Source organism: Candidatus Accumulibacter necessarius (genome assembly GCF_036625085.1).
On sequence record NZ_JAZKUM010000001.1, the window covers coordinates 426,492 to 445,581 of the forward strand.

The following is a 19,090-nucleotide window of genomic DNA, read 5'->3' on the forward strand; positions in this document are numbered from 1 at the left end:
GTAAGGGAACTGCCCGATAGCTTTACGACTGCAGCGGTCGTGTTGCCGTGTCTATCTGTTCGGAAAGGGTCAGCCATCTGTCTTCAAGAGCAGACAGTTCCGCCGCGATCTGGTTCAGTCGCCGGCCGACACTGGCCAGCTCCTGGGCCGCCAGCGCGGTCGCCAAGCGGGCTTCCAGCGAGTGCTGTTCCGTCTGCAGTTCGAGCAGGGTTCTTTCGACCTGTCCCTGGTCACGCTGCAGCGCCTTCAACGGGCCAGGCGGTTTTTTGGCCCTGCCGCCGCCTGGCGGAGGCGCCTGCATGATCGGTTGCTTCTCCCGTTTGACGGACTCCCTGAGGCTTTCACGGCTGCGTCTTGCCTCGTCCAGCAGGTAGCGCTGGTAGTCGTCGAGGTCGCCAGCAAAGTCTTCCAGGCCACCGCGAGTGACGAGCCAGAACTCGTCGCACACCGAACGCAACAACGAACGGTCGTGGCTGACCAGCATCACCGTTCCCTCGAATTCGTTGAGGGCCATGGCCAGCGCTTCACGCGTGGCAAGGTCCAAATGGTTGGTCGGCTCGTCAAGCAGCAGCAGGTTGGGGCGCTGCCAGACGATCATGCACAGCACCAGGCGCGCCTTCTCGCCGCCACTCATCGTGCCGACCGTCTGCTTGACCATCTCGCCAGTGAAATTGAAGGTGCCGAGGAAGCTGCGCAGGTCCTGCTCGCGGTCGCTTTGTCCGCCGGCCGGGCTTTCCTTGGCCAGTCGCACCATGTGCTGCAGAGGGGTTTCGTGAGGCCGGAGGACGTCCAGTTCCTGCTGGGCGAAGTAGCCGATATTGAGCCCCTTCCCTTCGCTGACGGTGCCGCTGATGCAGGTCAGAACGCGGGCGATGGTCTTGACCAGCGTTGATTTGCCCTGTCCGTTGGCGCCGAGGATGCCGATGCGCTGGCCAGCCAGTACCGATCTGTTGACCTGGCGGACAATCACGGTCGGCGGGGTGCTGGCGGGGGCATCGATCGCTGGCGGGTAGCCGAAGCAGGCCCCCGCCATGACCAGCATCGGGTTGGGCAGGTTGGCCGGTTCCTTGAACTCGAAAGTGAAGTCGGCACTGGTCAGTACCGGCGCCAGGCGCTCCATCCGCTCAAGCGCCTTGACCCGGCTTTGCGCCTGCCTGGCTTTGGTTGCCTTGGCCTTGAAGCGGGTGATGAAGCTTTGCAGATGGGCGATCTTGTCCTGTTGTTTGAGGTAGGCGTTCTGTTGCAGGTCGATCTGCTGGGCGCGGGTTTCTTCAAAGGTGCTGTAGTTGCCGCCGTAGCGCGTCAGCTTGCCATTTTCGAGATGAAGGATGGCGGTAGTCACTGCGTCAAGGAACTCGCGGTCGTGACTGATCACGACCATCGTGCCTTCGTAGCGCTTGAGCCAGGTTTCCAGCCAGACCAGCGCATCCAGATCGAGGTGATTGGTCGGTTCGTCGAGCAGCAGGAGATCCGACGGACACATCAATGCGCGCGCCAGTTGCAGACGCATCCGCCAGCCGCCGGAGAAGCTGTCGACCGGATGGTTCAATTCGGTGGTCTTGAAACCGAGACCGAGGATCAGCGCCTGGGCGCGGGCCTGGGCATCGTGCGCGCCAGCGTCGTGCAAGGCCATGTAGGCGTGGGCCAGGCATTCGCCGTCGCCGTCGGCTTCGGCCAGGCGCACTTCCGCCTGGGCGGCGAGCAGCGTGCTGTCGCCTTCGATCACGAAGTCGGTGGCACTCTGGCTGCTTGACGGCATCTCCTGCACGACCTGCGCCAGGCGCCATTGTGCTGGGCGCGCGAACTCGCCGGCGTCTTCGTGCAGGCTGCCGTCGAGCAGTCCGAACAAGGTGGTCTTTCCGGCGCCGTTGCGACCGACCAGTCCGACCCGCTCGCCCGGGTTGACGGACACTGACGTGTTGTCCAGCACGGTCCTGGTTCCGCGGCGCAGGCTCACGCCCTTGAGGGTGATCATGCCGGTGACGCTCCGCTTGATCGTCCGGCAGCAGCCGGGCAACCGCGAGCTGTCGGCCGGTCAAAAGCAGCTGCGGAGAATCTCACCGGAAAATCACGGTCTTGTTGGCGTGTACCAAGACACGGTCCTCGAGGTGATAACGCAGCCCGCGCGCGAGGACCGCTTTCTCGATGTCCTTGCCGTAGCGGACCATGTCTTCGACCGAGTCGGAGTGATCGATACGGATGACGTCCTGCTCGATGATTGGCCCCTGATCGAGGTCTCGGGTGACGTAGTGGCAGGTGGCGCCGATCAACTTGACGCCGCGCTGGTAGGCCTGATGGTAGGGCCGGGCGCCAACGAAGCTGGGCAGAAAGGAATGGTGGATATTGATCATCTGCCCCGGGTAGCGATCACACAGCTCGGGCGGGAGAATCTGCATGTAGCGCGCGAGGACCATCGTGTCGCCCTTGACCTCGTCGTAGATGCGACCGATTTCGGCGTAGGCCGCCTGCTTGTTGTCGGGGTTGACGGGCACGTAGTGGAACGGGATGCCGTGCCATTCGACGAAGGCCTTGAAGGTGTCGTGATTCGAGATGATGCACGGAATCTCGATGTCCAGTTCCCTGGCTTGCCAGCGGGACAGCAGGTCATAGAGGCAATGCTCCTGTTTGCTGACCATGATCACGACGCGGCGCTTCACCGCCGAGTCGCTGATCTTCCAGTTCATCGACAGATCTTCCGCGAGCGGACGGAAGCGCTCGCGGAACTCGGCCAGGTGAAACGGCAATGAATCGGCCTTCACCTCCATGCGCATGAAATAGCGGCTGTCATTCTCGCCGCTGCCGTCGTCGGCGTGATAGCTTGACTCGAGGATCCAGCCTCGATGCTGGGCAATGAAACCGGAGACGCGTGCGATGATGCCAATCTGGTCCGGGCAGGACCCCGACAAGGTGTAGAAACGCTTTGATTGCATCGCGTGCTAGCCTTTCTCGGCGGTCGCACAGGCGAGAAAGGCCTTGTCGATCTCGGCGCGGAGTTCTGCATAGGACTGCGTCACCGGGAATTGGGGGAATTCCCGGATCACGTTCTCGGGCGGGTGGAAAAGGATGCCTGCGTGCGCCTCGCGCAGCATCGCCGTATCGTTGTACGAATCGCCCGCGGCGACCACCGTGAACCTGAGCTCCCTGAGGCGGCGAACCGCCTCGCGCTTCTGGTCGGGCATGCGCAGGTGGTAGCGCACCAGCATTCCGTCGGCGCCGGCTTCGAGGCTGTGGCAGAACAGCGTCGGCCAGCCTAGCTGGCGCATCAGCGGGTGCGCAAACTCGTAGAAAGTGTCGGACAGGATGATCAACTGATAGTCCTCGCGCAGGCCATCGACAAAGGCGCGTGCGCCATCGAGCGGTCCCATTGCGGCGATCACCTTCTGGATATCCGGCAGCCCGAGCCCGTGTTCGGTCAGGATGGCGAGGCGATACTTCATCAGCTTGTCGTAGTCCGGCTCGTCGCGGGTCGTGCGGCGAAGCTCCGGAATGCCGGTGCGCGTGGCGAACTCGATCCAGATTTCCGGGACGAGGACGCCTTCGAGGTCGAGACAGACGATTTGCACGGCAAGCTCCCAGGGGATGATTTTTCAGCGAAAGGCGGGATTCTACCAAATCCACGCCGCAAGGGCCGTCAGCCGGCCGTGCCGGTGGCGCTGCCGGTCACCGCGCTGGCGGGCAAACGCGCTCTGGTCTCGCCCTGCCTGACCCTTGCCTGCGGCGCCTCCGTGCCCGCTGCCAGCCTCCACAAGGTTGGACTGCCAGCAGCCCGGCGCCGGCGTCGCGGCGATGGCCCTGCCAGCCGTGGTTGGCGTGTAAAATCCACCCTGGCCAGGCGCCCGGCAGGACAGTCGGCCGCCGCATCGCTGGCGCCGTTCGACTTTCGGTGTCCGCCTGCCCCTTTGCGTTCAACCCATACCATGCGCGTGTTACTCGTCGAAGACGACCCGATGATCGGCAAGAGTGTTCAGCAGGGCCTGCGGCAGAATGGCTACACGATCGACTGGGTGCGCGATGGCCAGGCGGGCGAACTCGCTCTGGCAACCACGGATTACGAGATGCTGCTGCTCGACCTCGGCCTGCCCGGCAAGTCCGGGCTGGAGGTGCTGGCCAGACTGCGGCGTGCCGCCAATCGCATCCCGGTACTGGTGATCACCGCCCGCGATTCGGTCGCTGACCGGATCAAGGGACTCGACACCGGGGCCGACGACTACCTTGTGAAACCCTTCGATCTCGACGAACTGTCGGCACGCATGCGGGCGGTGTTGCGCCGTCACGCCGGCCGCGCCGATCCGGTGATCGCGCTTGGCGACCTGCGCATGAATCCGGCAACCCATGAGCTGACACAGAACGGCCAGCCGGTGCAACTCTCGGCGCGTGAGTTTGCGCTGCTGCGGGCGTTGCTCGAACAGCCGGGGACGCCTCTGTCGCGGGCGAAGCTCGAGGAGCGGCTATACGGCTGGGGCGAGGAAGTCGAAAGCAATGCCGTCGAGGTGTATATCCATTCCCTGCGGCGAAAGCTCGGTGCCGAACGGATCAGGAACATCCGCGGCGTTGGCTATCTGGTGCCGCTAGTTTGATGAAATCAATCCGCCGCCAGTTGCTGATCGCGCTGCTGTCCGCGATCATGCTGACCACGCTGCTCGGTGCGCTCGTCACCTACCGCACGGCGCGCGCTGAAGCCAACACGCTGTTCGACTATCAACTCCGCCAGTTGGCATTGTCTCTCCGCGACTATGCTCTCCAGAACGGGCCGCAGCATGAATTCGGGATTGACGAAGACGCGCAGGATTTCTCGATTCAGATCTGGGGCCCGGATGGTACACGCCTCTATCTCTCGCACCCTCGCCAGGAGCTTCCCCACCAGGCACCGATCGGCTTTGCAACGGTCAATAGCGGCCGTGGCGAGTGGCGTGTTTTCGGCATGCAGCAGGGAAGCCAGATCATCCAGGTGGCACAACCGATGCAGGTGCGAGACCAGTTGGCGCTTGCGGCCGCCTGGCGCACCGTGGCTCCTTCCCTGCTCATGCTGCCGATGCTCGGGGTGCTGATCTGGATGGTCGTCGGCCGCGGCCTGCGACCTCTCGACGACGTCGCGCGAGCGGTGACCACGCGCACCGCCGTCGCCCTGGATCCCTTGTCGGAAAGCCGCGTGCCGGCCGAGGTGGTGCCTCTGGTCCGGGCGCTGAACGACCTGCTGGTTCGCCTCAAGCGCGCGCTCGAGGCGCAGCGCGAATTCATCGCCGATGCCGCGCACGAGCTGCGCACGCCCTTGACAGCGCTGACACTGCAGGTGCAGCTCGCCGAGCGTGCCGACGATGCCGCGTCGCGTGCCGAAGCCTTCGCCGAACTCAAGGGGGGGCTGCAACGCGCCACGCATTCGGTGCAGCAACTGCTGACGCTGGCCCGGCAGGAGCCCGGCGGTGGTGAGCGGCCGCTGGCAGCGGTGAATCTTGCCGAGCTGGCGGCACAGGTTATCGCCGATCATCTGCTACTGGCAGAAGCCAGGCAGATCGATCTTGGGGCGATACCGTCTGCGGGCGCGTGTGTGGTCAGGGGGGAACGCGATGCGTTGCGCATCCTGCTCGGTAATCTGGTGAGCAACGCGCTCTGCTATACCCCGCCGGGAGGCAAGGTGGACCTCGCCACCGGTCAAGACGAGGTCGGACCTTTCATTGAGGTCTGCGATTCCGGCCCGGGAATTCCGCTCGAAGATCGGGAACGTGTTTTCGACCGTTTCTATCGTCGGGGGCAAGCGGGCGGACCAGGCAGCGGTCTCGGGCTGGCGATCGTCAAAACCATCGCTGATCGCCATCAGGCGCGGGTCGTCCTCGACGATTCCCGCCTTGGTGGCCTCCGCGCCCGGGTTGAATTCCCGGCAGCGGGGTCGTCTTAAGTCAGATTTAAGTCGCTGTCTTCTATCGTTCGCCCATCGGAAGTCAGGCACTTCCGTTTATCGAACCAACCAGGAGATAGTGATGCAAGCAACAACCATCAAACGCAGTCTGCTCGGCGTCACGGTCATCGCCGCTTTGGGCGTGGGCTACGCAAAATTTGGCAGCCAGGCCGTCGGCCCCGCCGAGGCAATTGCCACCCCACTGGCGCCCGCCGCCGCACCGCCGGCGCGGCTGGCTGCAGCGCTACCCGACATCAGCGCCATCGTCGACAGTGCGGGTGGGGCGGTGGTCAATATCAGCGTCAGCGGCCGGCAGAAGACAGGCATGGATCCGAACGATCCGATGTTCGAGTTCTTCCGTCGTTTCGGCACGCCGCAGCCGCAGGAGCGGGGGCCCGCGCGCGGTATGGGTTCCGGTTTCATCGTCAGCAGCGATGGCCTGATCCTGACCAACGCCCATGTCGTCGCTGATGCGGACGAGGTGACCGTCAAACTGACCGACAGGCGCGAATTCAAGGCCAAGGTGATCGGGCTGGACAAGTTGACCGATGTCGCGGTGCTGCGCATCGACGCCAGGGATTTGCCAGTCCTTCGCCTCGGCGACCCGGTGCGTGCGCGGGTCGGTGACTGGGTCGTCGCCATTGGTTCGCCATTCGGCTTCGAGAACACCGTGACTGCCGGTATCGTCTCGGCAAAATCACGTTCGCTGGCTTCCGACAGCTATGTCCCGTTCATCCAGACCGACGTGGCGATCAACCCCGGCAATTCGGGTGGGCCGCTGCTTAATCTGGAGGGCGAAGTGATTGGCATCAACTCGCAAATCTATAGCCGCAGTGGTGGTTATCAGGGGGTCTCCTTTGCCATCCCGATCGATGTCGCGATGAACATCAAGGAGCAACTGGTTCAGCATGGGAAGGTCAGTCACGGCCGAATTGGTGTCACGATCCAGGAGGTTTCGCAATCGCTGGCGGAGTCCTTCGGCCTGAAGAGTACGGCCGGGGCCCTGATCAGTTCGGTCGAGAAAGGCAGCCCGGCCGCTGCTGCCGGTCTCGAGCCAGGGGACATCATCGTCAAGCTGAACGATACCGCGATCGGGCGTTCGTCGGAGCTGCCGCCCCTGGTCGCCAACATCAAGCCGGGAACACAGGTCAAGCTGGAGGTTTGGCGGAAGGGAGCAAGCAAGGAGATCGCGCTCGCCGTCGGTGAGATTCCGGGACCAAAACTGGCGTCAGGCGACAGCGAGGCCGCCGACAAGTCCCGTCTCGGCCTTGCGCTTCGTCCGCTGACCCCGGAAGAGCGCCGGCAGGTCGACAATCCGAACGGGCTCCTGGTCGAAAACGTCAGCGGACCTGCGGCGCGCGCCGGCGTGCTGCCCGGCGACGTCGTCCTCTCGCTGAATGGACAGGCGGTCCGTGATGTGCCGCAACTGCGCAGCCTGCTCGACAAGGCTGGCAAGAATGTGGCGCTGCTGATCGAACGCGACAATGCGAAGATCTTCGTCCCGGTCGAACTCGGCTAAGGCGATGATCAACGCAGTGTTCGGCCTTCTCGGCATGTTCCGTCAAAGCGGCGATTCCGTCTAGGCCGGATGCCTTGCAGGCAGTACCTGGCAGGCGACTCCTGATGATATCGTTTCCTTGCAGCTCCTCGGTCTGGTTTGCTACCCGGAGCGGGCGACACGTCGAAGCCATCATTGGGGTCGCCTGCCTTCCTTCGTGCCCGGGAGGCTCCGTACCTGACCTGCTCCGGTTTGAGAGCTCGGAAGAACCGCAGAAACGTCTCATCGAAGGCAAGGTAGCCCCGTAGGCCAGGGCCGGCGGCGAAGGGCAGCGGCAGGGACCCAGACTCAGAGTCTGTGAAAAATTGGTGCGCCGCGCGCGCGAATCCCGAAGTCTTCAGCAAGATCGGACCACTCGCTTTCCCGCAAGGCTAAAATGGGCGCTGTAGGCTGTCACAGGCCGTCGCTAAGAAGCAGCGCCGCCATCTCCGGTGGGCTCCTGGCGCCGGCAAGCATTCCAGCAAATCACCTTCCCGAAAGACCATTCCAATGCCTTCTCCCCCTCTCGCCGGCCTTCGCGTGCTTGATCTGACGCGACTGTTGCCGGGACCTCTGGCCAGCATGCATCTCGCCGATCTCGGTGCCGACGTGATCAAGATCGAAGACACCGGCGCTGGCGATTACGCGCGCAGTGCCGGTGCCGTCCACGGTGATATCAGCTACTTCCAGCTCGTCAATCGCAACAAGCGCAGCCTGACCCTCGACCTCAAGCAGGCCGCCGGTGTCGACGCCTTCATGCGCCTCGCCGCGCAGGCGGATGTCATCCTCGAGGGCTTCCGTCCCGGCGTGGTGGACAAGCTCGGCATCGGCTACCAGGCCGTGTCGTCGCTCAATCCACGCATCGTCTACTGTGCGATCACCGGCTACGGGCAGGATGGGCCGTACCGTGACCGCGCCGGCCACGACCTGAACTACCTGGGCTACTGCGGACTGCTTGACCAGATTGGCACCTCGGGAGGCGCGCCGGCGATTCCGAACTTCCAGATTGGCGACCTGTTTGGCGGCTCACTGAGTGCGCTGGTCGGCGTCCTCGCGGCAGTCCTCGGTGCCCGGGCCAGTGGCCAGGGACGCTACGTCGACGTGGCAATGACCGACGCCGTTTTCGCACACACGCTCTTTCCGCTGCTGGCCGTGCTCGGCCTGGGCCAGGCGCTGCCGCGTGGCGAGGATGTGCTCACCGGCGGCATGCCCAGCTACGGTGTCTATGCGACCAGCGACGGCCGCTACTTCGCGGTCAGCGCCATGGAGGCGAAGTTCTGGCAGATGCTGTGCGCGGCGATCGAGCGTCCGGACCTGAAGTCCTTCGCCTTCGCGACCGGCGCCGAGGGACAGCGCATCCGCCGCGAATTGGAGGCGGCCTTCGCGCAGCGCACTTTCGCCGAATGGACGGCGCTGTTCGACCGCGTCGACTGCTGTGTCACGCCGGTCCTGCGCTTCGAGGAGAGCCTCGAAAACGAGCAGCTGCTGGCGCGCGGCATGATCGTCGAGGTCGATGGCGTCAGACAGTTCGCGCCGCCCTTCAAGATCAGTGACCTGCCTTTCGAAGCGCGTCTGCCACCACCTGCCGCGGGTGAGCACAGCGAGGAGATTCTTCGTCAGAGTGGTTTCAGCGTCGACGAGATTGGCCACTTGCGCGCGCAGAAAGTGATCTGACCGCGCGCGGCAGGATTCGCTGCGGGATCAGCCATCCTGCCGCTGCTTCCCGGATTCGGCAGGCAAAGTGACTTGATCCGGACCGGATCGGCGGACGACCTTTGCTCGTCCGAATATATTGCCGAACCAGGGTGTTTTCCCGCTCATCAAGCATTGCGCCGCGTGATGCGAATTCGGTATTATCAGGCAGAGAAACTTTCCACGAAGTTCCCACGAACTTCCCACCAAACCACTCCTACGGAGCTCGATCATGGCAAAAGCCGAAAAAGTCAAGAAAGCGAAAAAAGTCGAACAAGTTGAACAGGTCGAAGAGGCGGCCCCGGTCGTTACCCCTGACTTCGTCAAGATCACCAAGGTCGTCGGTCGGCAGATCCTCGACTCACGCGGCAACCCGACCGTTGAGGTCGACATCACGCTCGACAACGGTTTCATGGCCCGTGCCGCCGTACCCTCCGGCGCTTCGACCGGTGAATTCGAAGCCTGCGAACTGCGCGATGGCGACAAGAAGGTCTATCTCGGCAAGGGCGTGCTGAAGGCCGTTGAAGCGGTCAATACGAAGATCGCCAAACTGCTCAAGGGCAAGAACCCGCTCAACCAACGCGAACTCGACGAGGCGATGATCGCGCTCGACGGCACTGCCAACAAGTCGAGTCTCGGCGCCAACGCAATCCTCGGCGCTTCGATGGCCATCACGCTGGCGGGTGCCAGCGTCAGCAAGATGCCACTGTGGAAATACATCGGCAAGATTCACAAGAACCGCGATTTCGCCTTGCCGACGCCGATGGCCAACATCATCAACGGGGGCAAGCACGCCGACAACCTGATCGACTTCCAGGAGTTCATGATCATGCCGGTCGGCGCCGAGTCGTTCTCGCAAGGCCTGCAATGGATCACCGAGGTGTTTCACGCGCTGAAGGGCATCCTCAAGAAGGGCGGGCATGTGACGGCGGTCGGCGACGAAGGCGGCTTCGCGCCTAACCTGACCAACGACGAATCGCTCGAAGTCGTCATGCAGGCAATCGTCGCCGCTGGTTACAAGCCCGGCAAGCAGATCGCCATCGCACTCGACTGTGCTTCTTCCGAACTCTTTGATGAAGGTGGCCGCAAGGGCTACAAGTTCTGGAAGTCGAATCCCGACAAGCTGTTTACTGACGACGAGATGATTGCGGTGTACACCGACTGGTGCAAGAAGTACCCGATCGTGTCGATCGAGGATGGCCTCGACCAGAGCGACTGGGAAGGCTATGTCAAACTGACCAAGGCGCTCGGCAGCAAGGTGCAAATTGTCGGCGACGACTTCTTTGTCACCAACCCGACCCGCCTGAAGCAGGGCATCGACATGAAGGCGGCCAACGCAATCCTGATCAAGGTGAACCAGATCGGCACCGTCACTGAAACGCTCGACGCCATCAAGATGGCGCAGAAAGCCGGCTATGGCGTGATCTCTTCGCATCGCTCGGGCGAGACCGAAGACTCCTTCATTGCCGACCTCGCCGTCGGAACCGGTGCCGGGCAGATCAAGACCGGTTCGCTGTCGCGCACCGACCGCATCTGCAAGTACAACCAGCTGCTGCGCATTGAGGAGCAACTGGGCAGCAAGGCCGTCTACAAGGGCCTGAAGTCAATCAAGGGCGCCGGCTTCTAGACTGCGCCGCAAGACGGGAAAAGGCATCGCTGCGGCGATGCCTTTTTTCATTCCGGTCTGGCCCATCACAAGCCCGCCTTGTCCAGTCGTTTGATGAAGGCGAGCTTGCGCGCGTGCGCCTGGCGCAGCGACTCGAGGCGCAGCCGAAAGTCGCCGCCCCTGCCGCGCGTAGCGAGGTCTCGCAGGTCGACCAAGTGCCGCACGGCTTGATCATAGCCGGCCGCCTGCGTGGTCGCGACGAGCGTTTCGATTTCGGCCCACAGTCGGGCCTCACGCCCGACGAGGCTGTCCAGGTGCTTCTCCCTGGCGGCTGCCGCCTCCCGCTCGCGCCGTACCCTTTCCGCGGTCTGTTTCTCGGCCTCGATGCGTTTCCTCTGCTTGGTGTGCGCCGCTGCAGCCGCGAGCAGTTGCCCGACAGTCCTGCCGCTGGTCACCGGCCCTGCGCCGGCAGCGCTGCGTTGCCGTAGGAAGCGTTGCAGCAGCTCCGCGACAGCGGCCTGATCCGACTCGACGACGAGTTTCGTGATCAACTCGTCCTTTTCGGCGGTGGCCAGCGTGCCAACCCAGGCAAGAAACTCGTCACGATCGAGCGCAAGGTCCGGGAGTGGCGAACTTGCCTTCGCGGCAACGTGGAGTAAGTCGCCGTCAATACGCAGGAAGTCCGCCAGACTGTCGAGAGAGGCACTGAGTTGGCCAAGGCCCGGCGGCACCGGCGGCTCCGCTTCCTTGCTGTCGATCTCTCCCGCTTGCACCCGCAGCAGCCAGCCGAGGTAGAGCGCTCGCAGATCACCGCGTGCCAGCTCGGCACGGACCGAAATTAGCGACGAGAGCTGTCCTTCGCCCTCGACCCACTCACCGCCATCCTCGTCGTCGGAGGAGAAAGAGAGGATGACCTTGCCGGACTTCACATTGACGAAGGCGCTGTCGCTGCCGAAGTAGGCGAGGGCGGTTGCCGGATTCAGCAGGCGCGGCGGCAGGCGCAGCTTCAGGATGTGCGTGCCCCAGTTGGCGAGGTAGAGGAAGGCGTCGAAGTAACGCTCCATCCAGACGTCAGGCTGACCCTTGAAGTCGCCCCACGCATACTCGTTCACGAAACTCGTCGGCGTGATGCGCGCCCGCGTCGAGACCGCCCGCAGCTCGCCCATTTCGGCGGTGGTGAGCGGTCGGTCTATGGCCTGGAATTCGTAGTATTGGTATTCGCTCATGGGTTTGAACTGGCGGTGAAGTTGCGTCCGGATACAACGGCTGGAGTATAGGTAGCCTGAGTGAAACCCCTCAATCGCGCCTGACGGGCAGGTGATATAGGGGTGCGCGGTTTGCGAGCTGTATCGTCACCCAGAGCGATGGCCATCAGAGAAGCTTCCCGGATCGCGGTCAAGGGGCACGGTTGAAATCGCCATTGATCGCGCCGCCTGCGCTACTCCCCGAGGTCGTCGAGCTTGATCGGCTTGCTCCTAGGGCCGAGGTTGCGTGGCAGCAGCAGCGACAGCAGGCCGGCGATGAGCACGAAGGCCGACGATGCCCACAGGCAGGCGATCAGACCGTTGCTCGGTCCGCTCTGCAGACCCCACTGATAGAGGGCCCCGGACAGCACCGTGCCGGCGAGACGACCGGCGGCATTGGCCATGTAGTAAAAGCCGACGCTCATCGCGACCTTGTCGCTGTCGGTGTAGGCGAGAATCAGGTAGGAGTGCACCGCCGAGTTCAAGGCAAAAACCGCCCCGAAGATGATCAGTCCGGCGACGACGACAATGCTTGGCGCGACCCCGGCGCCGAGAGCGAGGGCGATGCCGGCCGGCAGCGCGGCGAGGACGAAGGCGAGAATTGTCGCCGTCCGCCCATCGGGCTCATGCCTCTCCTCGACGCGGCTACGCAACAGACCCGGCGTCGCCGCCTGGACGATGCCGTAACCAATCACCCAAACCGCGAGAAAGCCGCCTGACTGCCAGAAAGTCCAGCCGAGCACGCTGGAGAGGAAAACCGGCAGACCGACGACGAACCAGACGTCGCGCGCACCGAAGAGAAAAATGCGCGCCGCGGCAAGCTTGTTGACCGCGCCGTTGCGCGAGAACATCTGCCCGAACTTGGCCTTCTTGTTGGCCTGGCCGAGGCCGCCGCGCATCAGGATGGCGGTGAGGATCAAGGTCGTGCCGACCAGTGCAACCAGCAGCTTGAGCGCTGTCTGGAAGTCGAGCAGGGTCAGCAGCAGACCGCCGAGGAAGAAGCCCACCCCTTTCAGTGCATTCTTCGACCCGGTCAGGACCGACACCCAGCGGTACAGCGTTGCCGAGGCATTCTCGGGAACGATCAGCTTGACCGCGCTCTTCGAACTCATCTTGGTCATGTCCTTGGCGATCCCGCTCAGTGCCTGCGAGGCCATGACCCAGGCGACGATCAGCCAGGCCTGGGGCGCAAAGGCGAGCATCGACAACGCCACGAGCTGCGTCCCGAGCCCGATGAACAGCGTCGTCTTGAGCCCGAAACGGGCGCCGATGTAGCCACCGAAGAGGTTGGTCAGGATGCCGAAGACTTCATAGAAGATGAACAGCGACGCAACCGCAAGTGGTGTGTATCCGAGGTTGTAGAAATAGAACAGGACCAGCATGCGGGTGGCGCCGTCGGTCACCGTATCGGACCAGTAGGCGGCGGTGACCAAGACGTAGTTGCGCAGGCCGGCGCGCGCCGTGGCTGTCTTGTCGGCGGAGGGATCGCTCATGCTCTTCCTTCAATGGGGGTGGGGTGCCAGTGCAGCGAGGCCATCGCCCGCTAGGCAGCGGCGACGGCCCCGGCGACACCAATCGACCGAAGCGTGCTTACAGCGACGCCGCCAGCTTGCGTGCCAGTTCGACGTAACGGTTGGCGTAACCCCATTCGTTGTCGTACCAGGCGTAGATCTTGACCAGCGTGCCGTTGATCACCAGGGTGTGCGCCGCATCGACGATCGACGAGCGCGGATCGCCGCAGTAGTCCATCGACACCAGAGGCCGCTCTTCATAGCCGAGGATCCCCTTGAGGGCCCCTGCGGCAGCCGCCTTGAGCAGGCCATTGACCTCTTCGACCGTCGTTGGACGCTGCATCTCGAAGACGCAGTCGGTAATCGACGCGTTGAGCAGCGGTACGCGCACTGCGTGGCCGTCGAGTTTGCCTTTCAGCTCGGGGAAGATCAGCGCGATCGCCGTCGCCGAACCGGTTGTCGTCGGCACCAGCGACAGGCTCGAAGCGCGTGCGCGACGCAGGTCCTTGTGCATCTGGTCGTGCACGCTCTGGGTATTGGTCGAACTGTGGATGGTGGTGATCATGCCGTGCGAAATGCCGATCGCCTCGTGCACAACCTTGACCACCGGTGCCAGGCAGTTGGTGGTGCACGATGCCGCAGTGACGATGTGGTCACGGGCCGGGTCATAGAGCTGGTCATTGACGCCCATGACGATGTTCAGCGTATCGCCGCCCTTGACCGGCGCGGCAACGATCACTTTTTTCACGCCCGCCGCCAGGTAGGGTGACAGTTCCTCAACCGTGCGCCACTTGCCGCTGGCTTCGAGAACGATGTCCACGCCGGCCTCGCTCCACGGACCACCAGCAACATCCTTGGCGGTGCTGTAGCCAATCGTCTTGCCGTCGATCACCATCCGCCCGTTGCTGGCGCCAACCTCGTGCGGCCAACGGCGATGCACAGAATCGAATTCCAGCAGGTGCGCCGCGGAATCGACCGGCCCGTTCGGCTCGTTGATATGCACGAACTCCAGCTCCGGGCAGTCCCACGCTGCGCGCAGCGCCAGTCTGCCGATGCGACCGAAACCGTTGATGCCAACCTTGACTGTCATTTCTCGTTTCCCCGAATGGTGAGTGGTGCTCGGCTGGGCGCCCAGCGAGCCGAAGAATTGAACGCCGCGAGCGGCGTCACGGTGATATACGTTTCTATATTGCTAGAAACATTGAAATTTGTAAACTGCTCTTTTCGCGACTGACAGCCGACATCAGGAGTTCATTGCTGATGCCTTGCTCGCGGTAGTTTTCGAGGGCGGTGACCCGCGTGGTCATGCGCGCCGAGCTTTTTTCGGCTGGGGAACTCGTGCGACTGAATCAACTGGCTCCGGACCGGGCGGTGCTCACTGCCCAGGCACAGGATCAGGCCGACCTGTTTGGCGAGGTCATGCCGTGATTGGGGTCGCCGCGATCGTCGAGGGCGTCGGCGAGGTGGCCGCGCTGCCGATTCTGCTGCGACGGATCAACGACTGGCGCTCTCCGGATGTCCATTTGCAGGCGCTGCCCCCGATTCGCGTTCATCGGGATCGATTCCTGAATCGGGACGATGAGTTCCGCCGGCACTTGCTGCTGGCAGCCGCAAAGTGTGGCGAAAGCGGTTGGATACTCGTGTTGCTCGACGCCGATGATGACTGTCCGGCTGAGTTGGGGAAAGAGATTCTCGAGCGAGCAACTGCATACGTTCCGCACCGTCGGGTGTCGGTCGTACTGGCCAACAGGGAATACGAGGCTTGGTTCATCGCTGCGGCTGAATCGCTCGCTGGTCAACGCGGTTTCGCATTCAAGCCGGCTGAAGCGATTGATGCCGAAGGTCCGCGCAACGCCAAGGGGTGGATCACGGCGCACATGTGCGGCGGCAGTTACGGGGAAACGACCGACCAGCCGGCTCTTTCGGCTCGCATGGACCTGCAGCAGGCATTCGCCCGCAGCCGATCTTTTCGGAAGCTCTGCAGCGAGCGGGCAAGGCAGATGGCCTTCGCATGAACAGGGGCGATGAGACCTCGTTCGCGGGGTTCTCGATCATTTTTCGTCCAGACAGAGGTGGCCCCGTCGGATGTCGGTTTTTCGACTCTCTTGCGGAGGCTAATAGCTGTTGGGAGTGGAAACGTTTTGCGAGCTGACCATTATTTCGGTATTGTTGGAAGGATGACAAATACCGATGCCGTGGCCGCGCTCGCCGCGCTGGCACAAGACAGTCGCCTGGCGATCTTCCGACTGCTGGTACAGAACGCGCCTGCCGGCCTGACCGTGGGCCTGATCGCCGAGCGGCTGCAATTGCCCGCGCCGACCTTGTCCTTCCACCTCAAGGCGCTCACCCACGCCGGTCTGATCAGTACCATCCAGGAAGGTCGCTTTGTACGCTGTCATGCTTCGATGGAGCGAATCGATGCCTTGGTCGGCTTCCTGACCGACAACTGCTGCGGCGGGCATCCAGAAATCTGCAAGCCCCGCGCGCTGCAGGCCGTCGATTCTCCCGGCTGATTGTTCGCTGCCAGATTTTGGTTTTGATAATACTGGAAATGTAGTATCCTCAGTTGATTGATGGCTGACCGGCCTCGACACGCCCCAATCGACATGAGCAATGCATTCCCCGCTGCCCGCGCCAGCGAACGAAGCGCCGAACCCCGCAAGATGAAGAGCCTCTTCGAGCGCTACCTGAGCCTCTGGGTCGTTCTCTGCATCGTCGGCGGGATCCTGCTCGGCAAGGTTGCACCCGAGATGGCACAAGCGCTCGACCGCATGGCGGTGTACGTGGACGGCGCGCCGGTTGTGTCGATCCCGATCGCTGTCTGCCTCTTCTTCATGATGTACCCGATCATGGTCAAGATTGACTTTGCCTCGGTGATCCAGGCGGGACGCAGCGGCAAGCCGGTGTTGCTGACGCTGTTCGTCAACTGGGCGGTGAAGCCCTTCACGATGTATGCCATCGCTTTCCTCTTCCTTGGCGTCGTGTTCCGGGCGCTGATCGGTGAGGAGGCGGTCGATCTGGTCAAGCTGCCCTTTGGCCTCGACCTGCCGCCGGGCGCGACGCACGGGGCCGGCGTCGTGGTGCTGCATGAGGGCGTGAAGATGCTGGAAGTGCCGCTCTGGCGCAGCTACCTCGCCGGCTGCATCCTTCTTGGCGTCGCTCCGTGCACGGCGATGGTGCTGGTCTGGGGCTATCTGGCACGCGGCAACGACGGATTGACGCTGGTCATGGTGGCGATCAACTCGCTCACCATGCTCCTGCTCTACGGCGTGCTGGGCGGCTTCCTGCTGGGCGTCGGTCGCCTGCCGGTGCCGTGGCAGGCACTGCTGCTGTCGATCGGCATCTACGTCGCCTTGCCGCTGGTTGCCGGCTACCTGTCCCGCAAATGGATCATCCGGGCGAAAGGGGAAACCTGGTTCAAGGAACGCTTTCTGCACGTTCTGACCCCGATCACCATCGTCGCCTTGCTGATCACACTGGTGCTGCTGTTCTCCTTCAAGGGCGAGGTGATCGTCGCCAACCCGCTGACCATCGTCTGGATCGCGATCCCTCTGTTCCTGCAGACCGTGTTCATCTTCGCCCTTGGCTACGGGCTGGCACGCTGGCTGCGGCTCGCCTATGCGGATGCGGCGCCAGCAGCGATGATCGGCGCATCGAATCACTTTGAAGTCGCGATTGCCACGTCGGTGATGTTGTTCGGCCTGTCTTCCGGGGCAGCGCTGGCGACGGTCGTCGGCGTGCTGATTGAAGTGCCGGTGATGCTGATGCTGGTGGAGGTCTGCAAGCGAACTGCACACTGGTTTCCAGCGGCGCCGGCAAGGAACTGAGCGGCGAACTTCGCGTCTAGCCGGCCGATCGGCTTGGCAGCGAGTCGGGCAGACCGTAGACTGTTGGTGAATCGAAGTCTGCCACCGGACACGATTTTGGCACACTCGGCATCACCGGAAATCACCATGACCCTCCGTTGCCTGGCGCTGGGCAGGCTGCTCGGCCTGCTGTGCTCGCTCGCGCTCGCTGCCAATGCCGCCATGGCAACCGCCGCCGAGCTGCCGATCTGGATCGACCACGACGCTGCCGGTGCCCGCCGGGTTCATCTCTACTTCTTTTGGACCCGTACCTGCCCGCACTGTCAGGCAGCCCGGCCCTTCGTTGACGCGCTGCCGGCGCGCCATGCCTGGCTGGTTGTCCACAGCCACGACCTCACCGCCGATCAGGAAGCTGCCGACCGCTACGTGACGATCGCCGAGTCCTTGGGAGAGGACGCGAGCAGCGTTCCGGCGTTCCTGTTCTGTGGCCGCATGGAGGTGGGTTTCGATCGGCCGGAAACTACCGGCAAGGCTCTGGAAGACGCCCTGCAGTCCTGTCGTGAGGCCGCGACACGAGACCATGGCGACCTCATCCCCGGAGCGCAGCAGGCGCCCGGCATCGACCTGCCCGGGTTCGGCCGAATGACTCCTGACCGGTGGTCGCTGCCGGTGTTTACCCTGGTCATCGCCAGCCTGGATGCCTTCAACCCCTGCGCCTTTTTCGTTCTCCTGTTTCTGCTCTCGTTGCTGGTCCATGCCGGCAGCCGTGCGCGCATGCTGTTCATCGGCAGCGTCTTCCTGTTCTTTTCCGGCCTCATCTACTTCCTGTTCATGGCCGCCTGGCTCAACGTCTTCCGCTGGCTGGGCGAGATCGCCCTGGTCACCACCCTGGCTGGCATGCTGGCGATCGTCATCGCGCTGATCAACATCAAGGATTACTTCCGGTTCAAGCAGGGGGTTTCGCTGAGCATTCCCGATTCTGCCAAGCCCGGGCTCTACCAGCGAGTGCGCGGGCTACTGCGAGCCGACAGCCTGCCGGCCCTGACGCTCGGGACCATCGCCCTGGCGATCGCCGCCAATTCCTACGAGTTGCTATGCACGGCCGGATTCCCCATAGTCTACACCCGGCTGCTGACCCTTTCCGACCTGCCGCCGTGGCAGCATTACGCCTATCTGGCGCTTTACAACGTCGTCTACGTCATTCCGCTGATGGTCATCACCCTGATCTTTACCTATACCCTCGGTTCGCGGAAACTGTCGGAAGTCGAGGGGCGATTGCTCAAACTGCTTTCGGGGATCATGATGCTGTCACTGGGCGTGCTGCTGGTCGTTGCCCCGGCGGCGCTCAACGACCTGCGCGTGGCGCTGGCCCTGCTGACCGGCTCGGTGGGCATTGCCTGGCTGGTCCATCGGCTGACGGGGCCTGGGCGGAGGGCGAGGAACTGACGGGCGACCGGGACGGAAGGGGCTCGCGATGCGGGCAGGCATGAAAAGGGGATTGATCATCACGTCGCTACTGTTTGTCGCTGCGGCCGCCCACGCCCGCGGGCCCGTGCGGGCCAGCGAGGGCAATACCCGCGGCTGGCAGTTGATGACGCCGGAGGAGCGGATCGAGCATCAAGCGAAAACTCGTGGCTTCACGACTTACGAGGTGTGCCGCAGCTACCAGGTGGGCCATCACCAGCTCATGGAGGAGCGAGCCAGGCAGCGCGGCATGGTGCTGCCGCAAGGAAGGCGCGACATCTGCGAGCATCTGCGGCCGGTCGCGGGCTCTCACCCGCTCGCCGACTGATCACTGCCT

General features: G+C 63.2%; 17 protein-coding genes. 11 read left to right on the forward strand and 6 right to left on the reverse strand.

Annotation, left to right across the window (positions count from 1 at the left end; genetic code table 11):
• Positions 1–22: 22 nt before the first annotated feature.
• The 3 genes from V5B44_RS02210 to thrH all read right to left on the reverse strand — a co-directional run bounded on the left by V5B44_RS02210 (position 23) and on the right by thrH (position 3,563).
• Positions 23–1,975: an ABC-F family ATP-binding cassette domain-containing protein gene (locus V5B44_RS02210; RefSeq protein WP_332357477.1), complete on the reverse strand. Its 1,953-nt coding sequence runs from the start codon at positions 1,973–1,975 to the stop codon at positions 23–25.
• Between the two features lie 82 nt (positions 1,976–2,057).
• Entirely contained in the window at positions 2,058–2,930 is an 873-nt protein-coding gene (gene purU / locus V5B44_RS02215) for a formyltetrahydrofolate deformylase (RefSeq protein WP_332357478.1), read from the reverse strand.
• 6 nt (positions 2,931–2,936) lie between these two features.
• Positions 2,937–3,563 carry a bifunctional phosphoserine phosphatase/homoserine phosphotransferase ThrH gene (gene thrH, locus V5B44_RS02220; protein WP_332357479.1) on the reverse strand — a complete coding sequence of 209 codons (627 nt, stop codon included), beginning with the start codon at positions 3,561–3,563 and terminating at the stop codon, positions 2,937–2,939.
• A gap of 354 nt (positions 3,564–3,917) precedes the next feature.
• Between thrH and V5B44_RS02225 the strand changes: the two genes are divergently transcribed.
• From V5B44_RS02225 to eno, 5 genes are all read left to right on the forward strand, one after another.
• Positions 3,918–4,577: a response regulator transcription factor gene (locus V5B44_RS02225; RefSeq protein WP_332357480.1), complete on the forward strand. Its 660-nt coding sequence runs from the start codon at positions 3,918–3,920 to the stop codon at positions 4,575–4,577.
• Complete coding sequence (locus V5B44_RS02230) at positions 4,577–5,893, forward strand: ATP-binding protein (RefSeq protein WP_332357481.1); 1,317 nt, start codon at positions 4,577–4,579, stop codon at positions 5,891–5,893. The genes V5B44_RS02225 and V5B44_RS02230 overlap by 1 nt, the downstream gene beginning before the upstream one ends.
• A gap of 82 nt (positions 5,894–5,975) precedes the next feature.
• Positions 5,976–7,412, forward strand: a complete 1,437-nt coding sequence (locus V5B44_RS02235; RefSeq protein ID WP_332357482.1) for a DegQ family serine endoprotease — start codon at positions 5,976–5,978, stop codon at positions 7,410–7,412.
• 528 nt (positions 7,413–7,940) lie between these two features.
• Positions 7,941–9,104, forward strand: a complete 1,164-nt coding sequence (locus V5B44_RS02240) for a CaiB/BaiF CoA transferase family protein (RefSeq protein WP_332357483.1) — start codon at positions 7,941–7,943, stop codon at positions 9,102–9,104.
• 250 nt (positions 9,105–9,354) lie between these two features.
• Entirely contained in the window at positions 9,355–10,749 is a 1,395-nt protein-coding gene (gene eno / locus V5B44_RS02245; protein WP_332357484.1) for a phosphopyruvate hydratase, read from the forward strand.
• Positions 10,750–10,814: 65 nt separating this feature from the next.
• Here eno and V5B44_RS02250 read toward each other — a convergent pair whose 3' ends face one another.
• From V5B44_RS02250 to V5B44_RS02260, 3 genes are all read right to left on the reverse strand, one after another.
• Entirely contained in the window at positions 10,815–11,954 is a 1,140-nt protein-coding gene (locus V5B44_RS02250; RefSeq protein WP_332357485.1) for a hypothetical protein, read from the reverse strand.
• A gap of 212 nt (positions 11,955–12,166) precedes the next feature.
• Entirely contained in the window at positions 12,167–13,465 is a 1,299-nt protein-coding gene (gene arsJ / locus V5B44_RS02255) for an organoarsenical effux MFS transporter ArsJ (RefSeq protein WP_332344303.1), read from the reverse strand.
• Between the two features lie 97 nt (positions 13,466–13,562).
• Positions 13,563–14,573 carry an ArsJ-associated glyceraldehyde-3-phosphate dehydrogenase gene (locus V5B44_RS02260; RefSeq protein ID WP_332357486.1) on the reverse strand — a complete coding sequence of 337 codons (1,011 nt, stop codon included), beginning with the start codon at positions 14,571–14,573 and terminating at the stop codon, positions 13,563–13,565.
• Between the two features lie 200 nt (positions 14,574–14,773).
• On the opposite strand from V5B44_RS02260, the gene V5B44_RS02265 reads away from it, so the two are divergent.
• From V5B44_RS02265 to V5B44_RS02290, 6 genes are all read left to right on the forward strand, one after another.
• Positions 14,774–14,911 (forward strand): hypothetical protein, encoded by a 138-nt coding sequence (locus V5B44_RS02265; protein ID WP_332357487.1) that lies wholly within the window; start codon positions 14,774–14,776, stop codon positions 14,909–14,911.
• On the forward strand, positions 14,908–15,498 hold the full coding sequence (locus V5B44_RS02270) for a DUF4276 family protein (protein ID WP_332357488.1): 591 nt from the start codon (positions 14,908–14,910) through the stop codon (positions 15,496–15,498). Before V5B44_RS02265 ends, V5B44_RS02270 begins: the two co-directional genes overlap by 4 nt.
• 162 nt (positions 15,499–15,660) lie before the next feature.
• On the forward strand, positions 15,661–15,996 hold the full coding sequence (locus tag V5B44_RS02275; RefSeq protein ID WP_332357489.1) for an ArsR/SmtB family transcription factor: 336 nt from the start codon (positions 15,661–15,663) through the stop codon (positions 15,994–15,996).
• Positions 15,997–16,146: 150 nt separating this feature from the next.
• On the forward strand, positions 16,147–17,310 hold the full coding sequence (gene arsB, locus V5B44_RS02280) for an ACR3 family arsenite efflux transporter (protein ID WP_332357876.1): 1,164 nt from the start codon (positions 16,147–16,149) through the stop codon (positions 17,308–17,310).
• 126 nt (positions 17,311–17,436) lie between these two features.
• Positions 17,437–18,735 (forward strand): thioredoxin family protein, encoded by a 1,299-nt coding sequence (locus tag V5B44_RS02285; protein ID WP_332357490.1) that lies wholly within the window; start codon positions 17,437–17,439, stop codon positions 18,733–18,735.
• Positions 18,736–18,787: 52 nt separating this feature from the next.
• Positions 18,788–19,081, forward strand: a complete 294-nt coding sequence (locus V5B44_RS02290) for a hypothetical protein (protein WP_332357491.1) — start codon at positions 18,788–18,790, stop codon at positions 19,079–19,081.
• Positions 19,082–19,090: the final 9 nt, after the last annotated feature.